Raw genomic sequence first — 25,676 nt, forward strand, 5'->3', positions numbered from 1 at the left:
ATTCGAGGAATACCCCATGCGTGACGCAGTCATCGTTTCCACCGCCCGTACCGGTATGGGCAAGGCCTATAAGGGCGCCTTCAACTCCACGCCCGGCGCAACGCTCGGCTCCTATGCGCTGAAGCCCGCCATCGAGCGTGCCGGCATCGACGCCGGCGAACTCGACGACGTGCTGTGGGGCGCCGCGCTCCAGCAGGGCACGCAGGCCGGCAACCTCGCCCGCCAGGTCGCGCTGCGCGCCGGTTGCCCGATCGGCGTGCCGGGCATGACCATCGACCGCCAGTGCTCCTCGGGCCTGATGACGATCGCCACGGCAGCCAAGCAGGTCATCACCGACCGCATGCAGATCGTCGGCGCGGGCGGGCAGGAATCGATCAGCCTCGTGCAGACCAAGGACATGCGCGTCGCCATGGATCCCGAACTGGTCGCCATGCACGGCGCGATCTACATGCCCATGCTGCAGACCGCCGAAACGGTGGCCCAGCGCTATGGCATCAGCCGCGAAGCGCAGGACGAATACGCGCTCCAGAGCCAGCAGCGCACCGCCGCTGCGCAGGAAGCGGGCCTGTTCGACGACGAGATCGTCTCGGTCAGCACCAAGCACAAGGTGCAGAACAAGGAGACGGGCGAGATCACCGACGAGGACGTGACCATCGCCAAGGACGAGGGCAACCGCCCCTCGACCACGCTCGAAGGCCTCGCCTCGCTGCAGCCCGTCATGGGCCCGGGCACCACGATCACGGCGGGCAACGCCAGCCAGCTGTCGGACGGTTCGGCCGCGGTCATCGTGATGGAAGCCAAGGAAGCCGAAAAGCGCGGCCTCAATCCGCTCGGCCGTTACATCGGCATGGCGGTTGCCGGAACCGAGCCCGATGAAATGGGCATCGGTCCGATCTTCGCCATCCCCAAGCTGCTCGAACGCTTCGACATGAAGATCGACGATATCGACCTGTGGGAGCTGAACGAAGCCTTCGCCGTGCAGGTGCTCTACTGCCGCGACAAACTGGGCATCGACAACGACAAGCTCAACGTCAACGGCGGCTCGATCTCGATCGGCCATCCCTATGGCATGACCGGTGCGCGCTGCGTCGGCCACATCCTGCGCGAAGGCCAGCGCCGCAAGGCGAAGTACGGCGTCGTCACCATGTGCGTCGGCGGCGGCATGGGCGCAGCGGGCCTGTTCGAGATCTTCTGAGGCTCGGCCAACACACATTGAATATCGATAAACAACATTGCGTTTATCGATAAACGGAAATATCTCCCGGGAAACGGCTCGCTGGTGAGTCGCCTTTCCGGGAGTTTTTCGTGCGTAACCTGATTTCCGCCGCCGCGTTCGCAGTCGCAGCGGCCCTCGTCCCTGCGGCCGCGCAGGCCAAACCGCAGCTCGCATATATCGAAGGCGCGCGCGCCAATATGGAGCGGCTCGAGGACCGGACCTTCACAGCCGAAGGCGTGCCGCATGAATACACGGTCTCGATTGCGCTGCCGGCCAGCTACCGCGTCCAGCCCGAGGCCCGCTATCCGGTCATCTGGGTGATGGACAATGCGCTGATGACGCGCACGGTAGTGGCCATGGTCGACCTGCTGGTTTCGGGTAACCACATGCCCGAAGCGATCGTGATCGGAGTGGGCAGCGCGGATGCAGAAGGGCTGGCTGGCGTCCAGCGCCGCATGTCCGATTTCTCGCCCCCCGTTGGCGGGACATTCCTGCCCGATGGCCTCAACGGCGAAGTCTGGGCACGCGATGCCGGCGCGCTTCCCGAGATGCCGCAGCTGGCCGACACATATCTCGACTTCCTCGTCGACGATCTGCGCGGCGAACTCTGCGCCGAACTGCGCTGCGGCGATAGCCACACGCTTCACGGCCATTCGCTGGGCGGAGCCTTTGCCGCCTACGCGCTGCTCGAACGGCCCGGCGCCTTCGACCGGATGATCATCGGCAGTCCCTTCATCAGGGCCAATGGCGGCGCGGTGCTCGCGCTCGAGGAGAGGTTCGCGAAAACGGGCAAGGCCCTGCCGACCGACATCTATATCGGCGCTGGCAGCGAGGAGGCGGACGAGTGGTTCCTTGCAGTGGCGGGCATCGTTCCGGGCACGGCCGAATTCGCCAACCGCCTGAACCTGCGCGGCTATGAAGGGCTGCGCGTCAAAACCCGCTTCTATGACGGCGAGGATCACTACACGGTCGCCCCGCGCGTGATCATGGATGGATTGAAGCATCTTTTCGCCGGGGAAGCGGCGCAGATCGGCTCGAGCTGGCCGCGGCGACCCCAATAGGGAACCTCGCCATCAATCCCCACGTTCGCATGGTGGGGCGGTGAATTCCGGAGGCACGATATGACACAGCGATGGCCAGAACTCGATTATGAGGCCGATCGCCGGGTCATCGAAACCCTTCACGCCTATCTCCAGGTCATGGGCAAGCTGCCCACGCGCGCCCTGCCATGGTGCAACCACAGCTGGCACCTTGCGCTGCGCGTCGTGCCGCGCGGTTTTCGCAGCTATCCGGTGGAGATGCCGGGCGGCGAGGCGGAAGTCATCTTCGACTGCCTCTCCAGCGCAGTCGCGGTGGAATCCTCGACCGGCTTTGCCGACGGCTTCGAGGTCGCAGGTCAAAGCGTCGCGCGCTTCCACGAACAGCTTGCCGGGCTCTTGCGCCATGCCGGAGTGTCGACCGATATTTCCGGTGCTCCCAACGAGGTCGAAACCGCCATCCCGTTCCACGAGGACACCGACGAGCGGGAATGGGACGAGGCTACGCTCGCGCGCATCCACCGCGCTTTTTCCGATGCCAACCGCGTGTTCGAACGCTTCCGTTCGGGCTTCGTTGGCAAGTCCTCTCCCAGTCACCTGTTCTGGGGCAGCTTCGATCTCGCCGTTACCCGCTTTTCGGGCCGTGAGGCACCGCTGCACCCCGGCGGCTTTCCCAATCTGCCCGACCGCGTGACGCGCGAGGCCTATAGCCATGAAGTGGCCAGCGCGGGATTCTGGCTCGGCGGCGGGGGCGTCGATGAAGCGGCTTTCTATGCTTACGGCTATCCGACGCCCGACGGTTTCGGCGAAGCTGCGGTCGAGCCCGAAGCCGCCTATTGGCACGGCGAGCTGGGCGAGTTCGTCCTCCCTTATGCCGCGGTACGCGAGGCGGAGGACCCGGAACGTGCGCTGATGCAATTTCTCGAAAGTACCTATGCGGCAGTCGCCGACAGGGGCGAGTGGGCAAGGGACCGGCTCGAAATCCCGCTCGGCCAATATGGCGAGCCTTACGATGTCGAAGCGCAGCGCGAGGGCTGACTTGCCTAAATCCCTGTAACGGCGCATTCTTCGCCGCATGGGAGTGATGGAAATCATCGGGATAGCCGGAAGCGTCAGCCTGCTCGCGGGCTGGCGTCTTTACCTCAGCATTTTCGCAACAGGGCTTGCGATGCGCCTCGGCGCGCTGCCGCTTCCCGAGCATTTGCAGAGCCTCGATGCGCTGGCCAATCCGTGGGTGATGGGCATCGCCGCGATTGCCGCGCTGGCCGAATTCTTTGCCGACAAGGTGATGTGGCTCGACAGTGCATGGGACGCGGTCCACACCTTCGTGCGGCCGGTGGGCGGGGCGCTGCTCGCGCTCGCCATCGTCGATCCTTCCGATCCGGCGACGCAGGTGGTGGCTTTCCTCCTCGGCGGCGGCGCTGCACTGACGGCGCATGCGGGCAAGGCCGGCGCGCGCGGCGTGGTCAATGCCAGCCCCGAACCGGTAAGCAATATCGCGGTCTCGACAGTGGAAGACGTGGCGACGGCAGGGCTGCTCTATGCGGCCTATGAATATCCCTATGTCGCGGGCGGGATCGCGCTGGTGCTGCTGGCGTTCGTGGTCTGGCTGATCTGGCTGGCGCGCAAGATCGTGCGCAGCCTGTTTGGGCGCAAACCTGCCGCACCACCGCCTAGCGGCTGAGCTGGAACACCGCGAATTCGGCGCGCCAGTTGGTGCTTCCGCTGACCGGCTTGCCGCCCGCGAAGAACCATTCCCGCTCGATAGTCGCGCCCTTTTCGCGGGCAAGTTCGCGGAAGTCCTTGACCGTGACGTGGTGGATGTTCGGTGTCTCGTACCAGCTGACCGGAATCGCGCGCGTCACCGGCATCTTGCCGCCGAACATCAGCGCCGAGCGCGTGCGCCAGTGGGCGAAGTTGGGGAAGCTGACAAAGGCCTGCCGCCCGACGCGCAGGAGCTGGTCGAGCATGTGATCGGGCCTTGTGGCGGTCTGCAGCGTCTGGCTGAGGACGGTGTAGTCGAAGCCCTTGTCGGGATAGTCGGCAAGGTCGCGATTGGCATCGCCCTGCACCACCGATAGCCCTTGCGCCACGCAGCGCTCGACGCAGTCGCCGTCGATCTCCATCCCGCGCGCGTCGACCTGCTTCGCATCGCGCAAATTCGCCAGCAGCGCCCCGTCGCCGCAGCCGATGTCGAGCACGCGGGCACCAGGCGCGATGGCCTCGGCAATCGCCGCGAGGTCTGGCCGCAGGTTCATTCGAGGAAGCCTTTCACCACGCGGTCGAGCGCAGGCACGTCGAGCAGGAAGCTGTCGTGGCCATGCGGAGCGGACAGTTCGACGAAGCTCACGGCCGCGCCCGCCGCATTCAGCGCGCGCACTACGTGGCGGCTTTCGCTGGTAGGGTAGAGCCAGTCGCTGTCGAAGCTGACGAGGCAGAAGCGCGCAGCTGTCCCCGCAAAGGCATCGGCAAGCTTGCCGCCATGCTCTTCGGCGAGGTCGAAATAATCCATCGCGCGGGTGATATAGAGATAGCTGTTCGCATCGAAGCGCTGGGTGAAGCCGCTGCCCTGGTAGCGCAAATAGCTTTCGACCTGGAAATCGGCGTCGAAGCCGAAGGACTTGGCCTCACGGTCCTGCAAATTGCGTCCGAACTTCTCGGTCAGCGCCTCTTCGGAAAGATAGGTGATATGCGCCGCCATGCGCGCCACGGCGAGACCATTGTCGGGCGCTTCGCCGCCATAGTAATCGCCTTGGTTCCAGCGCGGGTCGGCCATCACCGCCTGCCGTCCAAGTTCGTGAAAGGCGATGTTCTGCGCCGAATGGCGGCTGGTCGAGGCGATGACGAGGACGCGCGCGGCGCGGCTTGGCCAGTTGGCGGCAAGGCTCAGCGCCTGCATTCCGCCCATCGACCCGCCGACGACCGCGTGGAGCGTGTCGATGCCGATCTCGTCGAGCAGGCCGACCAGCGCGCGCGTCATGTCGCGGATGGTGATGACGGGGAACCGCATCGCATAAGGCTTGCCGTCGCTCGCCTCGCTTGCCGGGCCGGAGGAGCCCATGCAGCTGCCGATGACATTGGCGCAGATGACGTGGAAGCGGCCCGTGTCGATCGGCTTTCCGGGGCCGACCATGCGTTCCCACCAGCCGGGCTTGCCGGTGACGGGATGCGGCGAAGCGACATACTGGTCGCCGGTCAGTGCGTGGCACAGGAGGATGGCGTTCGAGCGGTCTGCATTGAGCTCGCCATAGGTTTCATAGGCCAGTGTTGCGCCCACGAGCTCGCCCCCGCCATCGAGGGCGAGCGGTTGGGGCAGCTCCAGCGTGCGCGATGTCCCGGCCATTGATGTCGCTGTAACCGCACCACAGGCGCTTGTCGAAGGGCGCTTTTTCTTTCATGCGCCGAAGCCGCAATGGCAGACAGACCAACAATGAAACCCTGGATCGCCAAGATCCACGCCTATGTACCCGGCAAGAGCAAGGGGGCGGACGGGCGCGAGCTGGTAAAGCTTTCGGCCAACGAAAATCCCTTGGGGTGTAGCGAGGCGGCGCTGGCGGCCCTGGCGGAGCCCGCCGGACCCGCGCGCTATCCCGATCCCGATGCGAATGCCCTGCGCGCGAAAATCGGCGAGGTCCACGGCCTCGATCCGGCGCGGATCGTCTGCGGGACGGGCTCGGACGAATTGCTCAACCTAGCCGCGCAAGCCTTCGCCGGACCGGGCGACGAGGTGCTCTATGCGCGCTATTCCTTCGTCGTTTACGAGATCGCCGCAAGGCGCTGCGGGGCGACGCCGGTCGAGGCACCCGATGTCGATTACGCCACCGATGTCGATGAACTGCTGGGCGCGGTGACCGAGAACACTAGGGTGGTCTTCCTTGCCAACCCGAACAATCCGACGGGGACTTTCCTGCCGCGCGGCGAAATCGAGCGGCTCCATGCAGGCCTTCCCGCAGACGTTCTGCTGGTCGTCGACCAGGCCTATGGCGAATATCTGGAAGAAGGCGAGGACGACGGCGCAATGGCGCTTGCCGCCGCGCACGACAACGTGCTCGTCACGCGCACCTTCTCCAAGATCTATGGCCTTGCGGGCGAGCGGATCGGCTGGGCCACCGGCGCGCCGCAGCTGATCGATGCGCTCAACCGCATTCGCGGGCCTTTCAACGTCACCAACTCCGGCCAGAAGGCGGCCATCGCGGGGCTGGGCGACCAGCAATTCGTTGCCAGATCGCGCGAGGCGAACAATCGCGAGCTGGCGCGTTTTACCGAAACCATCGCCGGAATGGGCAATCACGGGCTGCGCCCCGTTCCGAGCAAGGCGAACTTCCTGCTGGTGCTGTTCGAAGGCAAGCTCACCGCCGAAGCCGCGCTCTCTGCACTGGCCGATGGCGGTTATGCCGTGCGCCACCTGCCGGGGCAGGGCCTGCCGCATGGCCTGCGCATCACCATCGGAACGGCCCAGCAGATGGACGAGATCGCCGCAATCCTGCGCGCCGCAGCAGTGGCGGCACGATGAGCATCGAGCGCGTTGCGATTATCGGGCTCGGCCTGATCGGCGGCTCGATCGGACTGGCCGTGAGCGAGAAGCTGCCCAAGGTGCGGACAAGCGGCTGGGATTTCGATCCCGATGTCCGCCGCCGGGCCGCCGAGCGGGACCTGGTGCAGGAGGTCTGCGAGAATGCCGGCGAGGCAGTAGGGAATGCCGACCTTGTCATCCTCTGCGTCCCCGTCGGTGCCATGGGCGATGCTGCTGCCGCAATCGGCTCCAGCCTGCCCGAAGGGGCGATCGTTAGCGATGTCGGTTCTTCGAAGGCCAGCGTCGCAAAGACGCTCGCCGAAGCGCTCCCGGGGGCAATTGTCATTCCTGCCCACCCGGTTGCAGGTACGGAAAAGAGCGGTCCGGACGCAGGCTTTGCCGACCTCTTCAACCATCGCTGGTGCATCCTCACGCCGGGCGAGGATGCGCCCCAGCAGGCAGTAAGCGACCTCGCCGCATTCTGGGAAGGCATCGGTGCGAAGGCGGAAATCATGGACGCGGAGCACCACGATCTCGTGCTTGCGGTGACCAGCCATATCCCGCACCTCATCGCCTTCACCATCGTCGGCACCGCTTCCGATCTAGAAGACGTGACGCGCGGAGAAGTGATCAAATATTCGGCTGGCGGCTTTCGCGATTTCACCCGCATCGCCGCATCCGACCCGACCATGTGGCGCGACGTGTTCCTCACCAACCGCGATGCCGTGCTCGAGGTACTTGGCCGGTTCAGCGAAGACCTCACCGCTCTCCAGCGCGCCATCCGCAATGGCGATGGCGATACGCTGTTCGACCTCTTCACCCGCACGCGGGCAATCAGGCGGCAGGTGGTCGAACAGGGGCAGGATGACGCACGCCCCGATTTCGGGCGCAAGGATCACTGACAGGTCAAACGTTCAGTGAATTGATCTCTTCAAGCACCTTAGCCTCTACCTCGGCGCGCGGGAGGCCCGGCGGGATCGGCTCGCAGAACTTGTAGGTAATCGTCCCGGGACGCTTGAGCCAACGGTGATAGACCGGGCCGCTTTCCACCGCGACCGGGACGACCGGCAGGCCGAGCATCTTGTAGAGCCCGGCAAAGCCTGCCTGCAGCTGGCGACGCTCTCCATGCGGTACGCGGGTTCCTTCGGGGAAGATCACCAGCGGGCGCCCGTCGGCAGACATCTTCTTCGCGCTGCGGATCATGCCCATCAGCATCTTCGCGCCCTGGTCGCGCGCCACCGGGATGAGGCCATAGGCGAGGGCTGCGCGGCCCCAGCCGGGGATCCGGAACAGCTCCTGCTTGGCGAAAACCGAGGGGCAGTCGAGCAAATTGGGCGCGTCGATCGCCTCGAAGAAGCTCTCGTGCTTGATGGCGTAGAGTGCCGGTTCGTCCTGCGGCTTGCCCTCGATCACGACTTTCGCACCGATGATGTGTTTCAGACACCAGCGCTGCCACTGGCCCCAATTGCGAACCCGCCGCCGGAACGCGCCCAGCGAGAAGGGCGCACTGGCAAGCGAGGCCGCTGTTATGAGAAAGGAGCCTAGATAGAACAGTGGGTAGAACAGGAAGTTACGAAGCAGGATCATCCGCGGCTTCTTCACCTTCTCCGGTTGCCTGCTCTGCGGCAGGCTGATCTTCATCCTCGGGCAGGCCCTGCGAGATTTCCGAGGCAATCAGCTTGTTGTATTCGAGGAACAGTGTGCCGAGATCGGGGTGCGATCCCACCGCATCGCGGATGATCGCGGTTCCGGCCGGCAGCATGCCCGCAACCTCGGAATAGGCGCGCGCCATATGCCAGTCGGTGGTGACGAGGCGGACCGATTCGATCTCCTTGTCCTCTATCCACTGCGCCGTTTCGCCCGCATTGCTACGCGTATCGACCGCCAGTTGCCCCAGCGTGACGCAGCAGTTCATCGTGCGCGAGGGGACTTCGAACTCCTCGGCGAATTCGCCCGGTTTCACTTCCGGATCGACGCCGGAGACGAACATTTCCTTGGCCCACCCCCGCTCGATCACTTCGAGCCCGCGTGCGATGCGTCCCGGCCCGCCGGTCAGCACGATCACCGCATCTGTCTCTGTCTTGCCTGCAGGCGACGGCAGCGTCACCGCAAAGCCGAGGAAGCCGAAGGCGTAAACCAGGAAAATCGCGGCAAACAGGCGGAGGATCAAAGCGTTTTCCTCAAGGATGAAAGCACGGTCATGCGAGCGGTGTAGACGGCAATTCCCACCGCGAAAAGCGGGACAAGGGCGATAAGCGCCCAATCAACGGCCAAGAGTGACCCTCCTGCAACCATTCCCGACTGCAAGGCGGCGAACTGGCCGCCCAGCAGGGCGATCATCGCAATTCCGGCGACGAGCCCCAGAGCCCCGCCGATCACGGCATCGATCAGGATCGAGCGCTGGAATATCCGCGCGATCTGGTCGTCGCTGCCGCCCAGCAGGTGGACGATTTCAACCGTATCGCGGTTGCCGCCCAGCGCATTGCGCGCCGCCAGCCACACGGCCGCCGCGCCCACCGCGCCGAGCATGGCGATCAGCGCCAGCGCCATCCATTTGAGCGAGGAGAGGGCCGAAAGGATGGGGGCGAGCCAGTCCGACTGCGCATCGATCCGCGACTGCGGCGCGACCTGCCTCAAAGCCCCCCCGAGGCGGTCGTAATCGGCTCTGCTCGTCCCGTCGCGCAGGGTGACATCAACCAGCGCCGGCAGCGGGACAGTCTCGACTTCGTCGCCCGTGCCGAGCCAGGGTTCGAGGAGTTCGGCGATATCTTCCTGCGGCACGACACGGAAACCGGCCACCGAAGGGTCGCGGGCGAGGATATCCTGCACCTTCTCGACCTGAGCCGCGCGGGCTTCTTCGTCGGGCTCCACGATCTGGACCGTCGCGCTTCCGGCAAGGTCGCCGCGCGCGGTCTGGACCATGTTCGACAGGGCAAGCGCGCCGCCCGCGGCGACCACCGTCAGTGCGACCATAATCGCCAGCACCCAGACCATCGGCCCGCCCATCCGCGTTTGCGGCAGGAGCCCCGCCGCACGGCGCCCGCGAAACGGGGCGAGGCCGCGATCGACGGCGCTTTCTATCGCCGGGGGCCGCTTCATCCGCGTGCCCCCGTGCCTTCGCGGCGCGGCGGGTATTTCAGCGCGCCGGTGGGATCGGACAACATGCCCTTCGACAGCCGCATGATCATGCTCTCGGGCACCTTCTGCAGCAGCTGGATGTCATGGGTGGCGACCACCACCGTGGTCCCGAGCCGGTTGAGCGCCTCGAACAGGCGCAGCAGCTTTACCGCCATTTCGGGATCGACGTTACCCGTCGGCTCGTCGGCAATGAGGATTTCGGGTCGCCCGATCACTGCGCGGGCGATGGCGACACGCTGCTGTTCGCCGCCCGAAAGCGTTGCGGGCCGTGCCTCGGCGCGGTGCGCGAGGCCCACCCATTCGAGCATGTCGGCGACCGGCTCGCGCAAATCCGCCTCGCGCACGCCCGATACGCGCAAGGGCAGCGCGACATTGTCGAAGGCGGAGAGGTGATCGACGAGGCGGAAGTCCTGGAACACCACGCCCATGCGGCGGCGATAGGCAGGCAGCTTGTCACGCGGCAGGGTGATCACGTCACGCCCGAACATGCGGATGCCGCCGCGGGACGGACGCTGCGCCAGGTAGAGCAGTTTCAGCAGCGAGGTCTTGCCCGCGCCGCTCGCCCCGGTGAGGAAATAGAAGCGGCTCGAATAGAGCGAAAAGGAGATGTTCGAGAGCACTTCGCGCTCGGTCCCGTAGCGCAGCCCTACATTGTCGAACTGGACGATTTCCTCTTCGCGCGCACTCATCACGCGAAATCCGCGCCTGATTGGAAGGGAAATGCTGCCGCCATATCGTCTTTGGGGCCTATAACGAGCCTTCGCTGGGGAAAAAAGCGCTCATGGGCTTTCGCGCACAGCTACGCGCCTTGTCGTGATTCGCGGGCCTCTATAGAGCTTCCATTCACCATGATTATCGCCTGTCCGGCCTGCAGCACCCGCTATGTCGTGCCCGACAACGCCATCGGCGTGGACGGCCGGACCGTGCGCTGCGCCAAGTGCAAGCACTCGTGGTTCCAGGAAGGTGCGAGCGCAGAAGGCGTCGCCGCGAGCGAGGAAGTGGCCGCGCCTGCGCCTGCCCCGCAGCCTGCGCCGCCGCCACCACCACCACCACCTCCTCCCCCTCCGGCCCCGGTCGAGGAAGAGCAGGTAGCGAGCCGGCCCCTCGACGAGCCCGTGCCCGACATGGCGCCTACAGGAGGTCGCCGCCGTTCCTTCATCCGCTCGGCCGAGGCCGAAGCTCCGGTGGAGGAAGCGCCGCGCCAGCGCCCGCCCGATTTCGACGAGACCCCGCCGCCCTCCTTCGTCGAGCGCGAAGAAGATCACGCCGAGCCCGATTTCGACGAGCCGGTGCATGAGGAAGTGCACGAGGACGACCTCGTCTCGCGCTTCGACCACTCGCCGCCCTTCGGCCCGCGCCGCAACCGACTCAAGCTGTGGACCTGGGCCGCGGCGATCTTCGCGCTGCTCGCAGTGGGCGCGATCTTTGCCATGCAGCGGTATGGCACGCCCGACTGGTGGCCTGTCGACAAGCCGTTGTTCGGTGAAGCGCAGCCCGACCTCTCGCTGTCGTTCCCGCCCGATGCACAGCGCTGGCGCGAGCTGGAAAACAACAGCTGGATGTTCACCGCGCGGATCGAGGTGACCAACAACGCCCGCGAGGCGCGCCGCCTCCCGCCAGTCCTGATCGTCATGCTCAACGAGCGCGAGGACCAGATTTACAGCTGGGTCGTGCAGCCGCCGCAGCCCACGCTGGCCCCGGGCGAAAGCATCGCCATCGACGAGGCGCGCACCGACGTTCCGCGCGGCGCGGTGTACGCCGACGTGGGCTGGGCACCGCTCTAGTAAAATACATGCTTGCCGCTTTGCGAAGCTGTTGCTAGGGGCGCGCTCCTACCGGCGGGAGCAGGTGGTCTCACCTTGTGAGATTCGCTTCCGATGCAGACTGTGTGCGGTCGTGGCGGAACTGGTAGACGCGCAACGTTGAGGTCGTTGTGGCCGCAAGGCCGTGGAAGTTCGAGTCTTCTCGACCGCACCAACAGTCCCACCTCCGGGACCATCCCAATATCTAACAAATCAAGCAGTTGCATCGCGCGCTGCCTTGCGCCAACCATGCCCGCATCAGGGCCTGGGGGGTTGTGAATGCGCGCAATTGGGTTGGGCGTGGCGGTGTGGATTTCGTGTGCCGGAGCAGCGCTGGCGCAGGAGACGGCGGACGATCCTTTCGCGGATTATGCCGCTGGGCGCTATGTCGCGGCAGAAATGGGCGCGGAAGCAGCGCTGTCGAAGGACCCTGCGAACCCGGTCTGGTGGGCGCTGCTCGCCGAATCGCGAGCCAAGCTCAACCGCCCGCGTGACGCGGCGGCGGCATTCGGCCGCGCGGCGGAGTTCGAAACCGATCACACCAGGCGCAGCTATTTCCTCCGGGCGCAGGTGCTGCAGTTCGTCGCGGCAGATTTGCGGGCAGAGGCGCAGGCAGTGGTCCGATCCGCCATTGCCGATGATTTGCTCGATGCGCGCCATTCGCTCGATTGGGCGATGGTGACGATTGCCGCGGACGATGACCGGGCGGCGCAGGACATCCTGTCGAACGAGCCGCTCCACGGGGACTTTACCCGGCAGAGCGCTCTCGATGCAGCCTACAGCGCCAAGCGGCGCGGTCTCGACCAACGGGCGGCGGAGTTTTTCGAAGCGGGACTGGCGCTGGACGGGGCGGAGCCATCGCCGCTCTCCGATGCGCAGCGCGAGAACATCCGCCGCGAGGTGCGCGAGCTGACCCGCGACTGGGCCTTCCTGTCGCAAGCCAGCTATTCCTCGTCAGGGCGGCCGGACGGTCTCGTGCCGCAGGGCGATGCCGAGGTGATGCAATTGGGTGCGGAGCTCTCGCGCCGGATCGGCGGCTGGCAGGGCGGGCGGCCTTGCAGCCTGTTCGCGCGCGTCTTCCATTCCGAATTCCTTGGCGAGGACCGCGTCTTGGGCAATGCCACGCAAGGCTGGGTGGGCCTGCGCTACAAGCCGCTCGCTGCACTCAATCTCAATCTCGAAGCAAGCCGGTTGGTGGGGTTCGACGATCAGGGTATCGAAGACTGGTCGGTGCGCGTTGCCATCTCGGCTGGCGAGGGCCTGGAACCGGAAGTCGGGCGCCGCAACTGGACCTATCTGCACGCCTATGGCGACATCTCCTACCTGTTGGACAACGACGTGACTTTCGGCATTGCGGAGGGCCGCTACGGCCGCGCTTTCGCGCTTGGCGGGGAGACGACGATCACGCCTTACGCCGTGGCGCGCGCGGGTCTCGATACGGGGCGGGTGACCGATGCTTCGCTGGGCGGCGGTGCGGGCGTGAACCTGCGCCACTGGTTTGGCGGCGACGCGACCACCGCACCGCGCGGATTCATCGATTTCGACCTGCAGGCACGCGAACGGATTGCAGGCGACGAAAGCGCGAGCGGAGTGCTCGCCAGTATCACCTTCGGGCGCTGACCCGCCTCAGCCGTGCGCGCCGAAGAGGTTGGCGATCGCGGTGCTGATGCGCAGGTTGAGGCCATGCGCTTCCTCGATCGGATCGATGTAGTTGGCGCGGATGGCATCGTAATTGTCGCCGCCCTGACGGGGGTATTGCGCGCTTTCGTCCATCGCGAAGTCGCCCGTTTCGGGATAGCTCGCGGGAAAGGCGCGGCGCATCTGCGCGAGCGCTTCGTCGATGCGCAGGGTAAAGACCATTTCCAGCACGTCGCGGCGGCTGATGTCGTTGGCGCGGCTGAAGGCCGGGACCGACACGGCTTTCAGGAACATGTGCTGGAGCAGCGCCAGGCGTAGCGATTGCAGCACGCCGATCGTGCGGCGGACCTGCTCGCGGTCGGGATGCGGCTCCTCATTGGGCACGAGTTCGAACAAGCGGTGCAGCTTCAGCGCATCGACGCGCAGGCGCGAGGCGAGGCGACGGAAGACGCCGTTGCGGTCGTCGGTGATGAGATATTCGGCCAGCGTCTCGCAGGCGCGGGCCAGATTGTCCTCGGTGCCGCGATAGGGTCGGCTCGCCCAATAGGCCGAATTGAACAGTTCGCCATAGGCGGCCACCGTCTTGATGCTGGCGAGCGCGTTCGACGCGCGCACCAGCCGCATGATCTGGCGGCCCCGCGGGCTTTCACGCAGGAGTTCGGCGATATCTTCGTAATTGCTCTCCGCCGCGCTGCCGACGCCGGCGATGATGTTCACCGGGTAGCCCAGCTGCTGCAGGATGGCGTTGTGCGGAATGGCGCGTATCTGGCGCAGGCTCATCTCGCGATCGGCATTGAGGTCCGACTGGCGGCGCGAGACGCGGCTGCCGGTGGAATTCAAGAGGCCCAGCCCGAAGGCGGTGATCGCGCGGCTGTAGGTCCGGCTTTCGAGATGGTCTTGCTGGTGGTCCTTCACCGCACGGTAGAAATCGAGGCTCAGGTCGGTGCGCCGGTAGAAGGGATCGGTCGGCACGTCCGGATCGGTATCGGCAGGCGCAAGCTCGGCAATGGTCGAAAGCGTCGCGCGGGCGAGGTCGGGCGTCGAGAAGAACAGGTAGCCGTCGCCGCCCTGGAAGCTGGCTTCGGGTTCGAGCTGGATGCCCGCGCGTGCGAAACGGCGGCGCGCCCAGGGGCTCATCGGCCATTCGAGCCGGTCCTTGAAGCTCGCCGGATGCGCGCCGCGGCCCATGCCCTCGCCATGCGTGTTGAACACCAGCGCGGCGACATCGGTGAGGCCGTTCGCCACCATGGCATTGGCAAGGCGGCCCTGCAGGCGCTCGATGGCGAGGCTCGCCGGGATCTGTCCGACGAAACGACCCGCATCGGAAAAGCCGGTCTGGATCGCGATGCGTCCACGCTTCCTCGCATAGTCCTGGAAGGCTTCTTCCTTGAGCAGCGCATCGAGGAAGCGCCCGCCATGTTCGAGCGCGGTCTCGGTCTCGAAGAGGGGCGAGACGTCGACCTTGTCCTCGATCCCGAACAGCTTGGCGAAATAAAGCGCGGAGAGCACCGTTGCGGGCTGCTCGCATTCTGCCACCAGCATGCGGATCGGCGCGTCGGCATCCACGTGCTTGAGGATTTGCGCCATGGCGAGGAACTGGCGCACCGCGGTGCTGCTCTCGACTGCCAGCGAGGCGAAATTGGCCGAGAGCGGCTCGGCATTCTTCACCAGCTCGCGCAGCGCGTTCAGCGCGCCCTGGCTGCCGAGGTCGAGATCGGCACCGCCCTCGATGCGGCTGCGGATCGCGTTGTGCAGTTGCTTGGCGTTCACGCGGAAATGGATGAGACCCATGCCGAGCCCGTCGGCGCGCATTGCGGCGGCGAGCGTCTTGAGCGCAACGGCCTTTTCGGGATCGGCCTTGAGCGCATCCTCTTCCAGTTGGGAGATAACGGGCGCAAGGCTGAGCAACTTGTCCTCGCTGTCGCCCGTCAGGCGGTTGGCGGCGGCGGAAAGGTCCGCGCGATCGGACAGGTCGCCGGCAAATTCTTCAGCGCTCGCAGCAGTTCTCGCCTGAGCCTTGCGCAGCGTGTCGAGAAGCGTGTGGCCAGCATCGAGCTTGGCGAGCTGGTCGGCATAGCGCTCCAGCCGCTGCGCCTTTTCGGACAAGCGGAAGGCGATGGAGGTGTACCACTTGATATCGGTGCGCCCGTCCATGTCGTAGCCCACCCAGCTGGCGAAACGGAACGGCAGCGGTTCCAATTCGCGCCAGCGCTCGGGCCATTTCCCGCTCGCGCATTCGAACAGGCTGGCATTGATCGCATCACGCGCGTCCTGCGCATTGGCCATCGCCGACATTGCGCGCTCGTGTTCGTATTGCAGCGTGATTTCGGGACGCACCGCCTCGACCGGCGCCACCGCATCGCCGCCGCCTGCCGCCTCGGCCACCACATCGGTCTGCGCCGGGGTCAGCAGGAAGGTCGGGTGCGCGGTGAAGACGACGTGGAGCTGCGGATGCGACCAGCGTTCGCGAAAGGCTTCGAAGCCGCCCTCGTTGTGGCAAAAGCCTGTCATCCGCTTCTTTGTGTCCTGCGGGGTGACCAGGTTGCACATCCGGTCCGCCCGCGCTTCGAGCGAGCGCGTTTCGAGTTCGGCGATGAGCTTGGAGAAATCTTCCAGCGAGACTTCGCCCGCCTCCAGTTCGCGCGACAGGTCGTGCGCCAGCTGGAAAACGGGATTGAACAGCGGTGTCTCCTGCGTGCGCTTGTGCAGCTCGCGCAAGCGGTGCGTGAGCGTGGCGAATGTCAGCGGTTGCAGGTCCGGCATGTCGTTCAATTTTCCCCTTCGCTTTCCCATACGCACAGCCGCGCCGGAAAGTGCCGCAAGTGAGGCCAATTCGCAGTGCAATGCAGCATGAATAGGTTTGCGGATGTCCAAGCTTTACTTAATCGCGGCAATTCTCCACCCCTTCCGGCTCGTTAACCAGTCACGCCAACCCTGCGGTCAGAGCCTTGGTGCATGGCCGGCAAGGGGCATACAGGGGCAAGTATATGAGCGAATGGACCATCGGCATTATCGGGGGCTCGGGCCTCTATGCGATGGAGGCGCTGGAAGACCGCCAGTGGATCGAAGTGACTTCGCCTTGGGGCAAGCCTTCGGACAAGATCCTGTGCGGCAATATCGGCCATGTGCGCGTGCGCTTCCTGCCGCGGCACGGGCGCGGACATCCGATCATCCCGAGCCGGGTGGATAGCCGCGCCAATATCGATGCCTTGAAGCGCGCCGGCTGCACCGATATCCTTGCCATCAGCGCGGTGGGCTCGCTTTCCGAAGACCTGCCGCCGGGCCGCTTCGTCGCGGTCGACCAGTTCATCGACAATACCAAGGGCCGCCCCTCCAGCTTCTTCGACAACGGCTTCGTCGCCCATGTCTCGATGGGCGATCCGGTGTGCGACCGCCTGTCCAAATATGCCGCCAAGGCGGTCGAGAAGGCGGGCGGCGAAGTGACCATGGGCGCGACCTATCTCGCCATGGAGGGCCCGCAATTCTCCACCCGCGCGGAAAGCCGCCTCTATCGCCACTGGGGTGCGGAAGTCATCGGCATGACCGCCATGCCCGAGGCGAAACTCGCGCGCGAGGCCGAGCTGCCCTACGCGCTGCTCGCCATGGTCACCGACTGGGACAGCTGGCGCGAAGGCGAGGATGCGGTCGATGTCGGCCAGGTGATCGAGCAGATGGGCAAGAACTCCGATCTCGCCACCAGGACGGTCGAGAAATTCTGCAAGGCCCTGCCCAAGAAGCGCACCCCCTCACCGATCGACCGCTCGCTCGACGATGCGGTGATCACTGCGCCCAACAAGCATGACAAGGAGCTGATGACAAAGCTCGACGCTGTCGCAGGGCGCCTGTTCCGCGGGCGATGACCGAGACGCTCGACCTCCTTGTCATCGGCGGCGGGATCAACGGCGCCGGGATCGCCCGCGATGCAGCAGGGCGCGGCATGCGCGTCATGCTGGTCGAAAAGGATGACCTTGCCTCGCATACCTCCTCTGCCAGCACCAAGCTGGTCCACGGGGGGCTGCGCTATCTCGAACAGTTCGAGTTCCGGCTGGTCGGCGAGAGCTTGCGCGAACGCGAGGTCCTGCTTGCCAATGCACCGCATATCATCTGGCCGCTGCGATTCATCCTGCCGCACGAGCCGAGCATGCGCCCGAAGTGGATGCTGCGCGCGGGGCTGGCGATCTACGACCGGCTGGGCGGGCGCAAGCGGCTGCCCGGATCGCGCAAGGTCGACCTCAGGATCGCCCCGCACCGGTCAATCCTGCGCAACCGGCTCAAGACCGGCTTCGAATATTCGGATTGCTGGGTGGAGGATTCGCGCCTCGTCGTGCTCACGGCAAAGGATGCCGAGGAGCGCGGGGCAAAGATCGCAACGCGCACCGAGTGCATCGCGCTGGCGCGGCACGAAGACCACTGGCTGGCCACGCTGAAGGATGAAAGCGGCGAACGGGTGGTGACGGCGAAGGCGGTCATCAACGCGGCTGGTCCCTGGGTCGACCGGGTGGCAAAGATCGCGCTCGGGCAGGGCACGCCGGCGCACTTGCGGCTCGTCAAGGGCAGCCACATCATCGTGCCGCGCGCCTATCCGGGGGAGCATGCCTATATCTTCCAGCAGGAAGACGGGCGCATCGTCTTTGCAATTCCCTACGAGCGCGACTTCACGCTGATCGGGACGACCGACATGCTCTACGAAGGCGATCTCGACGAGGTCATCATCACCGCGGAAGAATCGAGCTACCTCCGCCGCGCGGCGACCAAATACCTCAAGAGCGGCGTCACCGAAGAGGACATCGTGCACACCTATGCCGGTGTCCGCCCGCTTTACGAGGACAAGGCCAAGAGCAATTCCACCGTCACGCGCGATTACGTGTTCGAAATCGACGCGAAGGAAGGTGCGCCGATCCTGTCGGTATATGGCGGCAAGATCACCACCTATCGCAAGCTCGCCGAACATGCGCTGGAGAAGCTGTCGAAACACCTCGCCGTGCCGGGCGCGCCGTGGACGGCCAAGGCCCCGCTTCCGGGCGGCGACATGGAAGACGCCGATTTCGCGCGGTTCCTGTGGGATGCGGGCGAGAGGTATATCTGGTTGCCGCCCGAACTGCTCCTGCGGCTCGGCAGGGCCTATGGCACGCGGATCGACACGCTGCTGGCAAGGGCATCGCGGATCGAGGAACTGGGCGAGTTCATGGGGGGCGACCTGTTCGAGGCCGAGCTCGAATATCTCGTCGAGCACGAGTTCGCCCGGACAGCGGAAGACGTGCTGTGGCGGCGCAGCAAGCTCGGCATGCACCTGCAGCCGGATGCGCAGGAAAACGTGGCGCACTGGTTCGCCCGGCGCGGCTGAGGCACGGCGCAGCATTCACAAGGCTTGAAAGGGCGCGAGGTCGGGTCCAAGTGGCGGGCCCAACCCTCGTTTCCCTTACGGAGTCGCATGGCCCTGCACGATCCTGTCCGCCTTTCACCCATCTCCCGCCAGACCTTGCGCGAAGCCTATCGCGCAGAGGAGAATGCCTGCGTCGCGCAGCGGATGGACCAGGCGAGCCGGGCGGCGGAGAAGCACGCACAGGCGGCCGAGATCGCATCGAAACTGATTGTCGGCGCGCGGCGCCAGAAAGCTTCGGGCATCGATGCTTTCCTGCAGCAATACGGCCTCGCCACCGAAGAGGGCGTGGCGCTGATGTGCCTCGCCGAGGCGCTGTTGCGCGTCCCCGATGCGGCGACCGCCGATGCGCTGATCCGCGACAAGATCGGCGATATCGACTGGGCCGAACACATGGGCGAAAGCTCGTCCACCTTCGTCAACGCGGCGACCTTCTCGTTGATGCTGACGGGCGAAGTTCTCGAACGCCCAGAAGAGGCGCAAAAGGGAATGGGCAAGACCCTCAAGCGCGCGGTCAACCGGCTCGGCGAACCGGTCATCCGCAAGGCGACCCTGCAGGCCATGCGCATCCTCGGCGGGCAGTTCGTCTATGGCCGCACGATCAGCGAATCGGTCAAGCGGGCCGCGCCCGAACGCGCCAAGGGGCTGACCCACAGTTTCGACATGCTCGGCGAAGGCGCGATGACCTATGAGGACGCAGAGCGCTATGCCGCCGCCTACGCGCGCGCGATCGACCGGCTGGTGCGCGAAGCATCGGGCAAGGTTTCGACCAGCCCGGGTATCTCGGTGAAGCTCAGCGCGCTGCACCCGAAATACACCTTCTTCCATGCCGACAAGGCCGTGGCCGACCTGCTGCCCGTCCTGCGCCACCTGATGACCAAGGCGCGCGATGCAAACATCCATTTCACCATCGATGCCGAGGAAGCCGACCGGCTCGAGCTTTCGATGGACATCATCGAGGCGCTGGCACGCGACGACAGCCTGTTCACCCGCCCTGACGGCAGCCAATGGGAAGGCTTCGGCCTCGCCATCCAGGCCTACCAAAAGCGCGGGCTTCCGATGTGCGACTGGACCGCGCGCCTCGCCCGCAAATACGACCGCAAGTTCTTCGTCCGGCTGGTAAAGGGTGCGTATTGGGACACGGAAATCAAGCTTAGCCAGGTTGGCGGCTTCACCGATTATCCGGTCTTCACGCGCAAGCTCGGCACCGATGTCAGCTATCTTGCCTGTGCGGAGAAGCTGCTCGCCTGCGATGACGTGATCTATCCCGCCTTCGCCACGCACAACGCCTACACGATCGGCGCTGTGAAGGCGCTGGCCGGTTCCAAGCCGTTCGAATTCCAGCGCCTTCACGGCATGGGCGAGGACGTTTACGGCGCACTCGCCCAGATCGAAGGTAACCGCAGGACGCCGGTGCGCATCTATGCGCCGACCGGCACGCATAAGGACCTGCTCGCCTATCTCGTGCGCCGCCTGCTCGAGAACGGGGCGAACTCCAGCTTCGTCAACCGCATGGCCGATGCGGATGTGCCGGTGGCAGACCTCACCACCTGTCCGATTGCCGACATGAAGGCGCTGAAGCCCTATCGCAATCCGGCCATCCCGCTGCCGACCGACATCTTTCCGAACCGGAAGAATTCGGCCGGGATCGACCTGTCCGACCCGCTGGTGCGCGAACCGCTGCTGGAGCGACTTGCAAGGCTGGAAGACAAGCAGTGGCGCGCCGAGCCGACGATCATTTCGGGCGCCGATGGCGAAGTCGCGCCGATCAACAAGCCGCATGACTTGTCCGCGCAGGTCGGCACGCGCCGCGATGCGCTTTCATTCGAGGTCGAGGTCGCCATCCACCGCGCGCAGGAAATCCAGCCCGGCTGGAATGCATTGGGCGGGGAGAAGCGCGCGCTGCTGCTAGAAGAAGCAGCCGACCTGTTCGAGGAGCATACCGACGAGTTCCTTTCGCTCTGCCAGCGCGAGGCGGGCAAGACGCTGCAGGACGCGGTGCTCGAACTGCGCGAGGCGGTCGATTTCCTGCGCTATTACGCGGGCGAGGCACGGCGCCTGTTCGACAAGCCGATTGTACTGCCCGGACCGACCGGCGAGGAAAACCGCCTCAGCCTCAACGGGCGCGGGGTATTCGCCTGCATCAGCCCGTGGAACTTCCCGCTCGCCATCTTCATCGGCACGCCCGCCGCAGCGCTTGCCGCCGGCAATACGGTCGTCGCCAAGCCCGCCGAGCAGACTCCGCTCATCGCCGCGCTGGCGGTCGAGCTGTGCCATCAGGCTGGCATCCCCGAAGAGGTCTTCCAGCTGCTGCCCGGCGCGGGCGATGTGGGCGAGATGATCACGTCCGATCCGCGCATTGCGGGCGTCGCCTTCACCGGCTCCACCCAGACGGCGCAGGCGATCAACCGCAGCCTTGCCGCGCGCGAGGGGCCGATCGCCACGCTGATCGCGGAGACCGGCGGGCAGAACGCGATGATCGTCGATTCGACCGCGCTGCCCGAACAGGTGACGCGCGATGTCGTGGCCAGTGCTTTCCAGAGTGCGGGCCAGCGCTGTTCGGCGCTGCGCGTCCTTCATATCCAGGAAGACGTCTACGACGACATGCTGGCGATGATCCGCGGCAGCTTCGAAGCGCTGACAATCGGCAATCCGGAAGAGCTGATCACCGATGTCGGCCCGGTCATCGACCCCGACGCCAAGGCTGCGCTCGAGCGCCACGTCGCCCGCCGCAAGACCGGCGGCGCGCAGGTCTGGCGGCGCAAGCTCCATCGCGGCTCCTCCAAGGGCTGCTTCGTCGCGCCGACGATCATCGAGCTCGATTCGATCCTCGATTTGAAGCGTGAGAACTTCGGTCCGATCCTGCATGTCGTGAAGTACAAGGCGGCGGATATCGGCAAGGTGATCGAGGACATCAACGCGACCGGCTTCGGCCTGACGCTCGGCCTCCACAGCCGCAACGACGACATGCGCGCCTTCGTCGAGGCGCGCGCCAAGGTCGGCAATTTCTACGTCAACCGCAACCAGATCGGGGCGGTGGTCGAAAGCCAGCCCTTCGGCGGCGAAGGCCTATCGGGGACGGGCCCCAAGGCTGGCGGTCCGCATTACGTCCAGCGCTTCGCGACAGAGCGCGTGGTCTGCATCGATACGACGGCGGCAGGCGGCAACGCGACCCTGCTTGCAAGCTAGGTCATTGCGAGTTCATGGCCGGGTCGGCTAAAGGTCCGGCCATGGTTCGCATCCTTCGTCACATCGCCGTCCTGTTCGCGCTCTGCTGGGGCACGATGGCTGCTGCGGCGGTCGATATCACTTTTCATTCGTTCAACGGCTCGGTGCTGCTTGGCCGTTATCCGCACACCTTCGTTTCCATGGAAGGTACGCTGGAAAACGGGACGAAGGTGAAGGAGAACTTCGGTTTCTCCGCCAAGCGCGCGACGCCTGCCGTCCTGCGCGGCCCGGTCGAACATATCGTGATGACCGAGAAGGAAAAGTGGCTCACCAAGACTAACCGCCACTTCACGCTCACGATGACCGACAAGCAGTATCGCGAGGTTCGCGAACTGGTCGAGGCATGGCGCAATGCGCCGGGCAAGTACTACGACCTCGACACCCGCAACTGCATCCATTTCGTGGGCGAGATCGGACGGATCATGGGGCTGGAAATCAGCTATCCGGAGAAGCTGCTGAGGAAGCCGAGGAGCTGGCTCAACCACATCACGGCGCTCAACCCCGCACTCGGGGCGGCCACTATCAATTAGGTCGCAGCCTCGTCGCGTTGTTCGGCGAGGATGCTCCATCCGGCAATGAACAGGCCCGCGACCAGCGGCCCGACCACAATGCCGGACAGGCCCATCAACGCAATCCCGCCAAGCGTGGTCACGAGGATCAGCCAGTCCGGAATACCCGTGTCGCGGCCGACGAGGATGGGGCGCAGGATATTGTCGATCATCCCGATGACCGCCACGCCCGATATCACCACTACAACGCCTTGCCAGATGGCTCCGGTCGCGAAGAGGTAGAGTGCCGCCGGCACCCAGACGATGGCCGGGCCGACCGCGGGGAGCAGCGATGCAATCGCCATCACCACGCCGAGCAGCATCACCGAGGGTATGCCGACGATCCAGAAGGTGATCGCGCCCAGCGCGCCCTGCACGAGGCCGACCACCACCGACCCCTTTATGGTCGCACGGACAATGGAGATGAACCGCTCGGCAAGGCGGTCCGCCACGCCGCGTTCCATCGGAAGCGCGTGGAGGAGCGTGTCGACGATTTGCCGCCCGTCGCGGATCAGGAAAAAAGCAACGTAAAGCCCGATGGCGAAGGCGAGCACGAAGCCGAAGATGCTTCCACCAATAGCGATGGCCTGCTGCGCGATGAGACCCAACGAGGCCTGCACGAAGGCAGTCGCCCGTTGCTGTACATCGCCGAGGTCGCCGAAGCCCGCGCTGTCTAGCGCGGCCTGTATGCTGGCGGGAAGCGCGCCGAAAATCTGGTCGAAGTACATCGCCACGTCGATCTGCCCGTCGCGGAATGCGAGGAACAGGCGCGTAGCCTCATCGATCGCGGTGCCGCCGATCCACATCGCGGGCAGGATCACAGCGACGAAGATAACCAGCAGCGTCAGTAGCGCGGCCTGCGTCGGCTTGCCCCTGCGACGATCTTCGAACCAGCGGAACAGGGGCTGGAACATGATCGCCGCAAGGCTTGCCCAGAGCAGGGGGTTGAGGAAGGGCAGCACCACGACCAGCGCGGCAATCGTGACGAGCGCGAGGAACAGCAGGAAGCCGCCCTGCTCGATGCGCGTCTTGCCGATATGCTCCATACCTGCCCCTCCCGCGTGCTCTAAGCGGAACCAAAAAGGCCGAACGCATTGGCCGTTTTGGACGCACAAACGCTGTAATCGGGCTCAATAATCATATCACTTCCAAGCTGTTGGACCCAAAAATCATGCAACACTATGGATTATGTTCGTTGAACAGAGTCAACGCATCTGTCGCTTGGCCTCGAAAGTACACAGCGTTAATGTTACCAGCCGCCTCAGTCACGCTTCTAACACCCATTCTCCCAAGTATGACCCTCACAGTTCGTACGCCCTGTGGGATGAAAGTCGCGCACTCTCGATCGGTTATGAATTCCCGTTCAAAATTTTCAATCGAGGCAATCGTGGGGCCGGTCGTCCGACGACCAGAAGGGCCGATAGTGCTTCCGTAATCGATGAACCCCATTCCATGAAGCTGACTTAAGGTGAACTGCGGCATCTTTAATCGCGCGCACGCTTCTTTGGGGTATAGCACCGCCTCGCTCCGGGGTCTCAAGGGCAGCTGTGCTTTCACAAACTTCGCATCGACAATCCACCTTTTGACACATCTTCTGGTCGGGATCGTGACCAACGATCGCAAGAACCGCTTTGCCGATGGAAGGTGCATCCACACATCCGCAATCGTCACTCCGCTCGAGGAGATCGTCGAAGGTGCGGTCGCCGAAACTTTGAATACCCGATACCTGCTTGGAGAAGAACGCGAACGTAACTGAATGTGCGCCAGACAGCGCAAGGTGAGACGGTTCAAGGGTCGCGGATATCGATAGAAAGGTTTTTATTCATGAGGGTAAAATTGCACGAGAGCTTTGCAATCCATCCCGGGCCGTGGTTGCGCGATCAAGTGATAAAACCCTATGGGATGACGGTAACGAGTGCTGCTGATCACCTACAGGTTACTAGGTCAGCCCTAAACCGAGTGATGAACGGCAATGCTCGCCTCACGCCATTGATGGCAATGCGTTTCGAGAAGGCATTTGGGATATCGGCAGCGACGTTGATTCGAATGCAGTTGTGGCACGATCTAACGCAGGCAAAGCTAAAGGCATCGTCGCTCAGCATCAGTCGGGTCCCACCTCCAGCGAAATAGCGCAAGGCTTGGAGCCTGCCGTTGGCCGATCAGGGCCAGTTGATGAAACTGGGCTATTTGGCATCAGTGCGAATAATTTGGTCCGCTTTGCGCCCTCATTTCGGTCGTTGAGCACATCCTCTGCGCTGCCTGAAAGCCGCCATGAGATTGGTGTGAGATCGCGGCCATAGCGTTTCTCAACTGGCCAATCCCTGGCCGAGGAGAAATGCCATGGGCTACTCACAATATGATCCAGCGATGCAGGATCGAGCACCTTGGAACGCCGGGAAGAAAGTAGGGACCAAACGGCCCTTGTCTCAAAAGCAGATCTGGGCGGTTCGCTTCTTTCTCGATCGCGAAGCGAGGATCAGGGACCGAGCGCTGTTCGATCTCGCCATCGACAGCAAGCTGCGCGGCTGTGACTTGGTCAAACTCAAGATTGGCGACCTGGTTGCTGGCAGTGAGATCCGAAGACGGCGACCATCATGCAGCAAAAGACACACCGGCCGGTTCAGTTCGAACTGACCAGTGACGTGCGAGCCAGCCTCATGGCGTGGTTCGAGCGTCGTGGCGGCACTATTGATGATGATGCCTTCCCGAGCCGGATAGACCGCAACGGACATCTAAGCACCCGTCAGTATGCTCGGCTAGTTGATGAATGGGTCACCGCCAACGGACTTCGCCGAGAGGAATACGAAACGCACTCGATGCGGCGAACAAAGGCTTCCATGATCTATAAGGCGACGGGCAACCTGAGAGCCATCCAGATATTGCTTGGTCATTCAAAGATCGAGAACACTGTCAGGTATCTCGGTGTCGATATTGAAGATGTCCTACTGCTCGCTGAGCGAACGGAAATATAAGGTCGAGGCGGCCCTTCCCAAAGCGGAAGGGCCGCTTTCCAGTCGATCATGAGGTCATGAGTGTCCGATTTTGGGTGAAAGGCGGTCATCGGCGTTCCACCCATGCTGGGCACGCTAAAGCACGAAGTCGCCTGCGCTGAGATCCATCTGCCCGTCGAGGCGAATGTAGAGATCGCCGACGCCGTCGCCGTCCACGTCCATTTC

General features: G+C 64.4%; 22 protein-coding genes, 1 tRNA gene and 1 pseudogene. 16 read left to right on the plus strand and 8 right to left on the minus strand.

From position 1 onward, the window contains the following. Positions 1–16: 16 nt before the first annotated feature. From K3178_RS11820 to K3178_RS11835, 4 genes are all read left to right on the plus strand, one after another. Complete coding sequence (locus K3178_RS11820) at positions 17–1,195, plus strand: acetyl-CoA C-acyltransferase (protein ID WP_221571618.1); 1,179 nt, start codon at positions 17–19, stop codon at positions 1,193–1,195. Positions 1,196–1,305: 110 nt separating this feature from the next. After that, the gene (locus tag K3178_RS11825) at positions 1,306–2,277 is read left to right on the plus strand and encodes an alpha/beta hydrolase (protein WP_221571619.1); all 972 of its coding nucleotides are present in this window, start codon (positions 1,306–1,308) and stop codon (positions 2,275–2,277) included. A gap of 60 nt (positions 2,278–2,337) precedes the next feature. Then, the gene (locus K3178_RS11830; protein WP_221571620.1) at positions 2,338–3,291 is read left to right on the plus strand and encodes a DUF5996 family protein; all 954 of its coding nucleotides are present in this window, start codon (positions 2,338–2,340) and stop codon (positions 3,289–3,291) included. 37 nt (positions 3,292–3,328) lie between these two features. Beyond that, entirely contained in the window at positions 3,329–3,937 is a 609-nt protein-coding gene (locus K3178_RS11835) for a DUF4126 domain-containing protein (protein WP_221571621.1), read from the plus strand. On the opposite strand, the gene metW is transcribed toward K3178_RS11835, so the two are convergent. Together metW and metX are read right to left on the minus strand one after the other, a co-directional pair. Then, positions 3,927–4,511 carry a methionine biosynthesis protein MetW gene (gene metW / locus K3178_RS11840; protein WP_221571622.1) on the minus strand — a complete coding sequence of 195 codons (585 nt, stop codon included), beginning with the start codon at positions 4,509–4,511 and terminating at the stop codon, positions 3,927–3,929. The two genes, K3178_RS11835 and metW, sit on opposite strands and share 11 nt — an antisense overlap. Beyond that, positions 4,508–5,596 carry a homoserine O-acetyltransferase MetX gene (gene metX / locus K3178_RS11845; RefSeq protein ID WP_221571623.1) on the minus strand — a complete coding sequence of 363 codons (1,089 nt, stop codon included), beginning with the start codon at positions 5,594–5,596 and terminating at the stop codon, positions 4,508–4,510. The genes metW and metX overlap by 4 nt, the downstream gene beginning before the upstream one ends. Positions 5,597–5,665: 69 nt before the next feature. Here metX and hisC point away from each other — a divergent pair, with 69 nt between their 5' ends. Together hisC and K3178_RS11855 are read left to right on the plus strand one after the other, a co-directional pair. Then, entirely contained in the window at positions 5,666–6,766 is a 1,101-nt protein-coding gene (hisC, locus tag K3178_RS11850; RefSeq protein ID WP_221571624.1) for a histidinol-phosphate transaminase, read from the plus strand. Next, positions 6,763–7,668 (plus strand): prephenate/arogenate dehydrogenase family protein, encoded by a 906-nt coding sequence (locus tag K3178_RS11855; RefSeq protein WP_221571625.1) that lies wholly within the window; start codon positions 6,763–6,765, stop codon positions 7,666–7,668. The genes hisC and K3178_RS11855 overlap by 4 nt, the downstream gene beginning before the upstream one ends. Before the next feature lie 4 nt (positions 7,669–7,672). Here K3178_RS11855 and K3178_RS11860 read toward each other — a convergent pair whose 3' ends face one another. Genes K3178_RS11860 through ftsE form a run of 4 tightly spaced genes read right to left on the minus strand, consistent with a single transcriptional unit; the run spans position 7,673 to position 10,593 of the window. Continuing rightward, on the minus strand, positions 7,673–8,353 hold the full coding sequence (locus K3178_RS11860; protein WP_221571672.1) for a lysophospholipid acyltransferase family protein: 681 nt from the start codon (positions 8,351–8,353) through the stop codon (positions 7,673–7,675). Beyond that, entirely contained in the window at positions 8,337–8,936 is a 600-nt protein-coding gene (locus K3178_RS11865) for a YdcF family protein (protein WP_221571626.1), read from the minus strand. Before K3178_RS11865 ends, K3178_RS11860 begins: the two co-directional genes overlap by 17 nt. Beyond that, entirely contained in the window at positions 8,933–9,865 is a 933-nt protein-coding gene (locus tag K3178_RS11870) for a cell division protein FtsX (protein WP_221571627.1), read from the minus strand. The genes K3178_RS11865 and K3178_RS11870 overlap by 4 nt, the downstream gene beginning before the upstream one ends. Further along, positions 9,862–10,593 carry a cell division ATP-binding protein FtsE gene (gene ftsE, locus K3178_RS11875; RefSeq protein WP_221571628.1) on the minus strand — a complete coding sequence of 244 codons (732 nt, stop codon included), beginning with the start codon at positions 10,591–10,593 and terminating at the stop codon, positions 9,862–9,864. The genes K3178_RS11870 and ftsE overlap by 4 nt, the downstream gene beginning before the upstream one ends. Positions 10,594–10,752: 159 nt before the next feature. Between ftsE and K3178_RS11880 the strand changes: the two genes are divergently transcribed. The 3 genes from K3178_RS11880 (at position 10,753) to K3178_RS11890 (ending at position 13,326) form a co-directional block, all read left to right on the plus strand. Further along, on the plus strand, positions 10,753–11,688 hold the full coding sequence (locus K3178_RS11880) for a zinc-ribbon domain-containing protein (protein WP_221571629.1): 936 nt from the start codon (positions 10,753–10,755) through the stop codon (positions 11,686–11,688). 106 nt (positions 11,689–11,794) lie between these two features. Continuing rightward, positions 11,795–11,881 (plus strand) — tRNA-Leu (locus K3178_RS11885). A 104-nt stretch (positions 11,882–11,985) separates the two neighbouring features. Then, positions 11,986–13,326: a bacteriophage N4 adsorption protein A gene (locus K3178_RS11890; protein WP_221571630.1), complete on the plus strand. Its 1,341-nt coding sequence runs from the start codon at positions 11,986–11,988 to the stop codon at positions 13,324–13,326. A 6-nt stretch (positions 13,327–13,332) separates the two neighbouring features. On the opposite strand, the gene K3178_RS11895 is transcribed toward K3178_RS11890, so the two are convergent. Beyond that, the gene (locus K3178_RS11895) at positions 13,333–16,107 is read right to left on the minus strand and encodes a phosphoenolpyruvate carboxylase (RefSeq protein ID WP_221571673.1); all 2,775 of its coding nucleotides are present in this window, start codon (positions 16,105–16,107) and stop codon (positions 13,333–13,335) included. Between the two features lie 224 nt (positions 16,108–16,331). Between K3178_RS11895 and mtnP the strand changes: the two genes are divergently transcribed. The 4 genes from mtnP (at position 16,332) to K3178_RS11915 (ending at position 22,482) form a co-directional block, all read left to right on the plus strand. Then, complete coding sequence (gene mtnP, locus K3178_RS11900; RefSeq protein WP_221571631.1) at positions 16,332–17,204, plus strand: S-methyl-5'-thioadenosine phosphorylase; 873 nt, start codon at positions 16,332–16,334, stop codon at positions 17,202–17,204. After that, positions 17,201–18,688 carry a glycerol-3-phosphate dehydrogenase gene (gene glpD / locus K3178_RS11905; RefSeq protein ID WP_221571632.1) on the plus strand — a complete coding sequence of 496 codons (1,488 nt, stop codon included), beginning with the start codon at positions 17,201–17,203 and terminating at the stop codon, positions 18,686–18,688. Before mtnP ends, glpD begins: the two co-directional genes overlap by 4 nt. Before the next feature lie 87 nt (positions 18,689–18,775). Beyond that, positions 18,776–21,913: a bifunctional proline dehydrogenase/L-glutamate gamma-semialdehyde dehydrogenase PutA gene (gene putA, locus K3178_RS11910; protein ID WP_221571633.1), complete on the plus strand. Its 3,138-nt coding sequence runs from the start codon at positions 18,776–18,778 to the stop codon at positions 21,911–21,913. 41 nt (positions 21,914–21,954) lie between these two features. Continuing rightward, positions 21,955–22,482: a hypothetical protein gene (locus tag K3178_RS11915; protein WP_221571634.1), complete on the plus strand. Its 528-nt coding sequence runs from the start codon at positions 21,955–21,957 to the stop codon at positions 22,480–22,482. On the opposite strand, the gene K3178_RS11920 is transcribed toward K3178_RS11915, so the two are convergent. Beyond that, positions 22,479–23,546, minus strand: a complete 1,068-nt coding sequence (locus K3178_RS11920) for an AI-2E family transporter (protein ID WP_221571635.1) — start codon at positions 23,544–23,546, stop codon at positions 22,479–22,481. The two genes, K3178_RS11915 and K3178_RS11920, sit on opposite strands and share 4 nt — an antisense overlap. 536 nt (positions 23,547–24,082) lie before the next feature. On the opposite strand from K3178_RS11920, the gene K3178_RS11925 reads away from it, so the two are divergent. The 3 genes and pseudogenes from K3178_RS11925 (at position 24,083) to K3178_RS11935 (ending at position 25,472) form a co-directional block, all read left to right on the plus strand. After that, a complete protein-coding gene (locus tag K3178_RS11925) occupies positions 24,083–24,256 on the plus strand; it encodes a hypothetical protein (RefSeq protein ID WP_221571636.1) in 174 nt (57 codons plus the stop codon). A 68-nt stretch (positions 24,257–24,324) separates the two neighbouring features. Further along, on the plus strand, positions 24,325–24,630 hold the full coding sequence (locus K3178_RS11930) for a HigA family addiction module antitoxin (protein WP_221571637.1): 306 nt from the start codon (positions 24,325–24,327) through the stop codon (positions 24,628–24,630). 210 nt (positions 24,631–24,840) lie between these two features. Next, positions 24,841–25,472: pseudogene (locus tag K3178_RS11935) on the plus strand (tyrosine-type recombinase/integrase). The last annotated feature ends 204 nt before the right edge of the window (positions 25,473–25,676 follow it).

This window comes from Qipengyuania sphaerica (genome assembly GCF_019711595.1).
In the GTDB taxonomy this organism is placed as follows: domain Bacteria; phylum Pseudomonadota; class Alphaproteobacteria; order Sphingomonadales; family Sphingomonadaceae; genus Qipengyuania; species Qipengyuania sphaerica.

Coding starts and splice junctions, on each gene's coding strand:
- K3178_RS11920 (WP_221571635.1), bottom strand. CDS start 23,546: ATGGAGCATATCGGCAAGACGCGCATCGAGCAGGGCGGCTTCCTGCTG.
- putA (WP_221571633.1), top strand. CDS start 18,776: ATGGCCCTGCACGATCCTGTCCGCCTTTCACCCATCTCCCGCCAGACC.
- K3178_RS11855 (WP_221571625.1), top strand. CDS start 6,763: ATGAGCATCGAGCGCGTTGCGATTATCGGGCTCGGCCTGATCGGCGGC.
- K3178_RS11870 (WP_221571627.1), bottom strand. CDS start 9,865: ATGAAGCGGCCCCCGGCGATAGAAAGCGCCGTCGATCGCGGCCTCGCC.
- ftsE (WP_221571628.1), bottom strand. CDS start 10,593: ATGAGTGCGCGCGAAGAGGAAATCGTCCAGTTCGACAATGTAGGGCTG.
- metW (WP_221571622.1), bottom strand. CDS start 4,511: ATGAACCTGCGGCCAGACCTCGCGGCGATTGCCGAGGCCATCGCGCCT.
- K3178_RS11880 (WP_221571629.1), top strand. CDS start 10,753: ATGATTATCGCCTGTCCGGCCTGCAGCACCCGCTATGTCGTGCCCGAC.
- K3178_RS11890 (WP_221571630.1), top strand. CDS start 11,986: ATGCGCGCAATTGGGTTGGGCGTGGCGGTGTGGATTTCGTGTGCCGGA.
- K3178_RS11930 (WP_221571637.1), top strand. CDS start 24,325: ATGAGGGTAAAATTGCACGAGAGCTTTGCAATCCATCCCGGGCCGTGG.
- hisC (WP_221571624.1), top strand. CDS start 5,666: ATGGCAGACAGACCAACAATGAAACCCTGGATCGCCAAGATCCACGCC.
- K3178_RS11915 (WP_221571634.1), top strand. CDS start 21,955: ATGGTTCGCATCCTTCGTCACATCGCCGTCCTGTTCGCGCTCTGCTGG.
- K3178_RS11895 (WP_221571673.1), bottom strand. CDS start 16,107: ATGCCGGACCTGCAACCGCTGACATTCGCCACGCTCACGCACCGCTTG.
- K3178_RS11820 (WP_221571618.1), top strand. CDS start 17: ATGCGTGACGCAGTCATCGTTTCCACCGCCCGTACCGGTATGGGCAAG.
- glpD (WP_221571632.1), top strand. CDS start 17,201: ATGACCGAGACGCTCGACCTCCTTGTCATCGGCGGCGGGATCAACGGC.
- metX (WP_221571623.1), bottom strand. CDS start 5,596: ATGGCCGGGACATCGCGCACGCTGGAGCTGCCCCAACCGCTCGCCCTC.
- mtnP (WP_221571631.1), top strand. CDS start 16,332: ATGAGCGAATGGACCATCGGCATTATCGGGGGCTCGGGCCTCTATGCG.
- K3178_RS11860 (WP_221571672.1), bottom strand. CDS start 8,353: ATGATCCTGCTTCGTAACTTCCTGTTCTACCCACTGTTCTATCTAGGC.
- K3178_RS11830 (WP_221571620.1), top strand. CDS start 2,338: ATGACACAGCGATGGCCAGAACTCGATTATGAGGCCGATCGCCGGGTC.
- K3178_RS11835 (WP_221571621.1), top strand. CDS start 3,329: ATGGGAGTGATGGAAATCATCGGGATAGCCGGAAGCGTCAGCCTGCTC.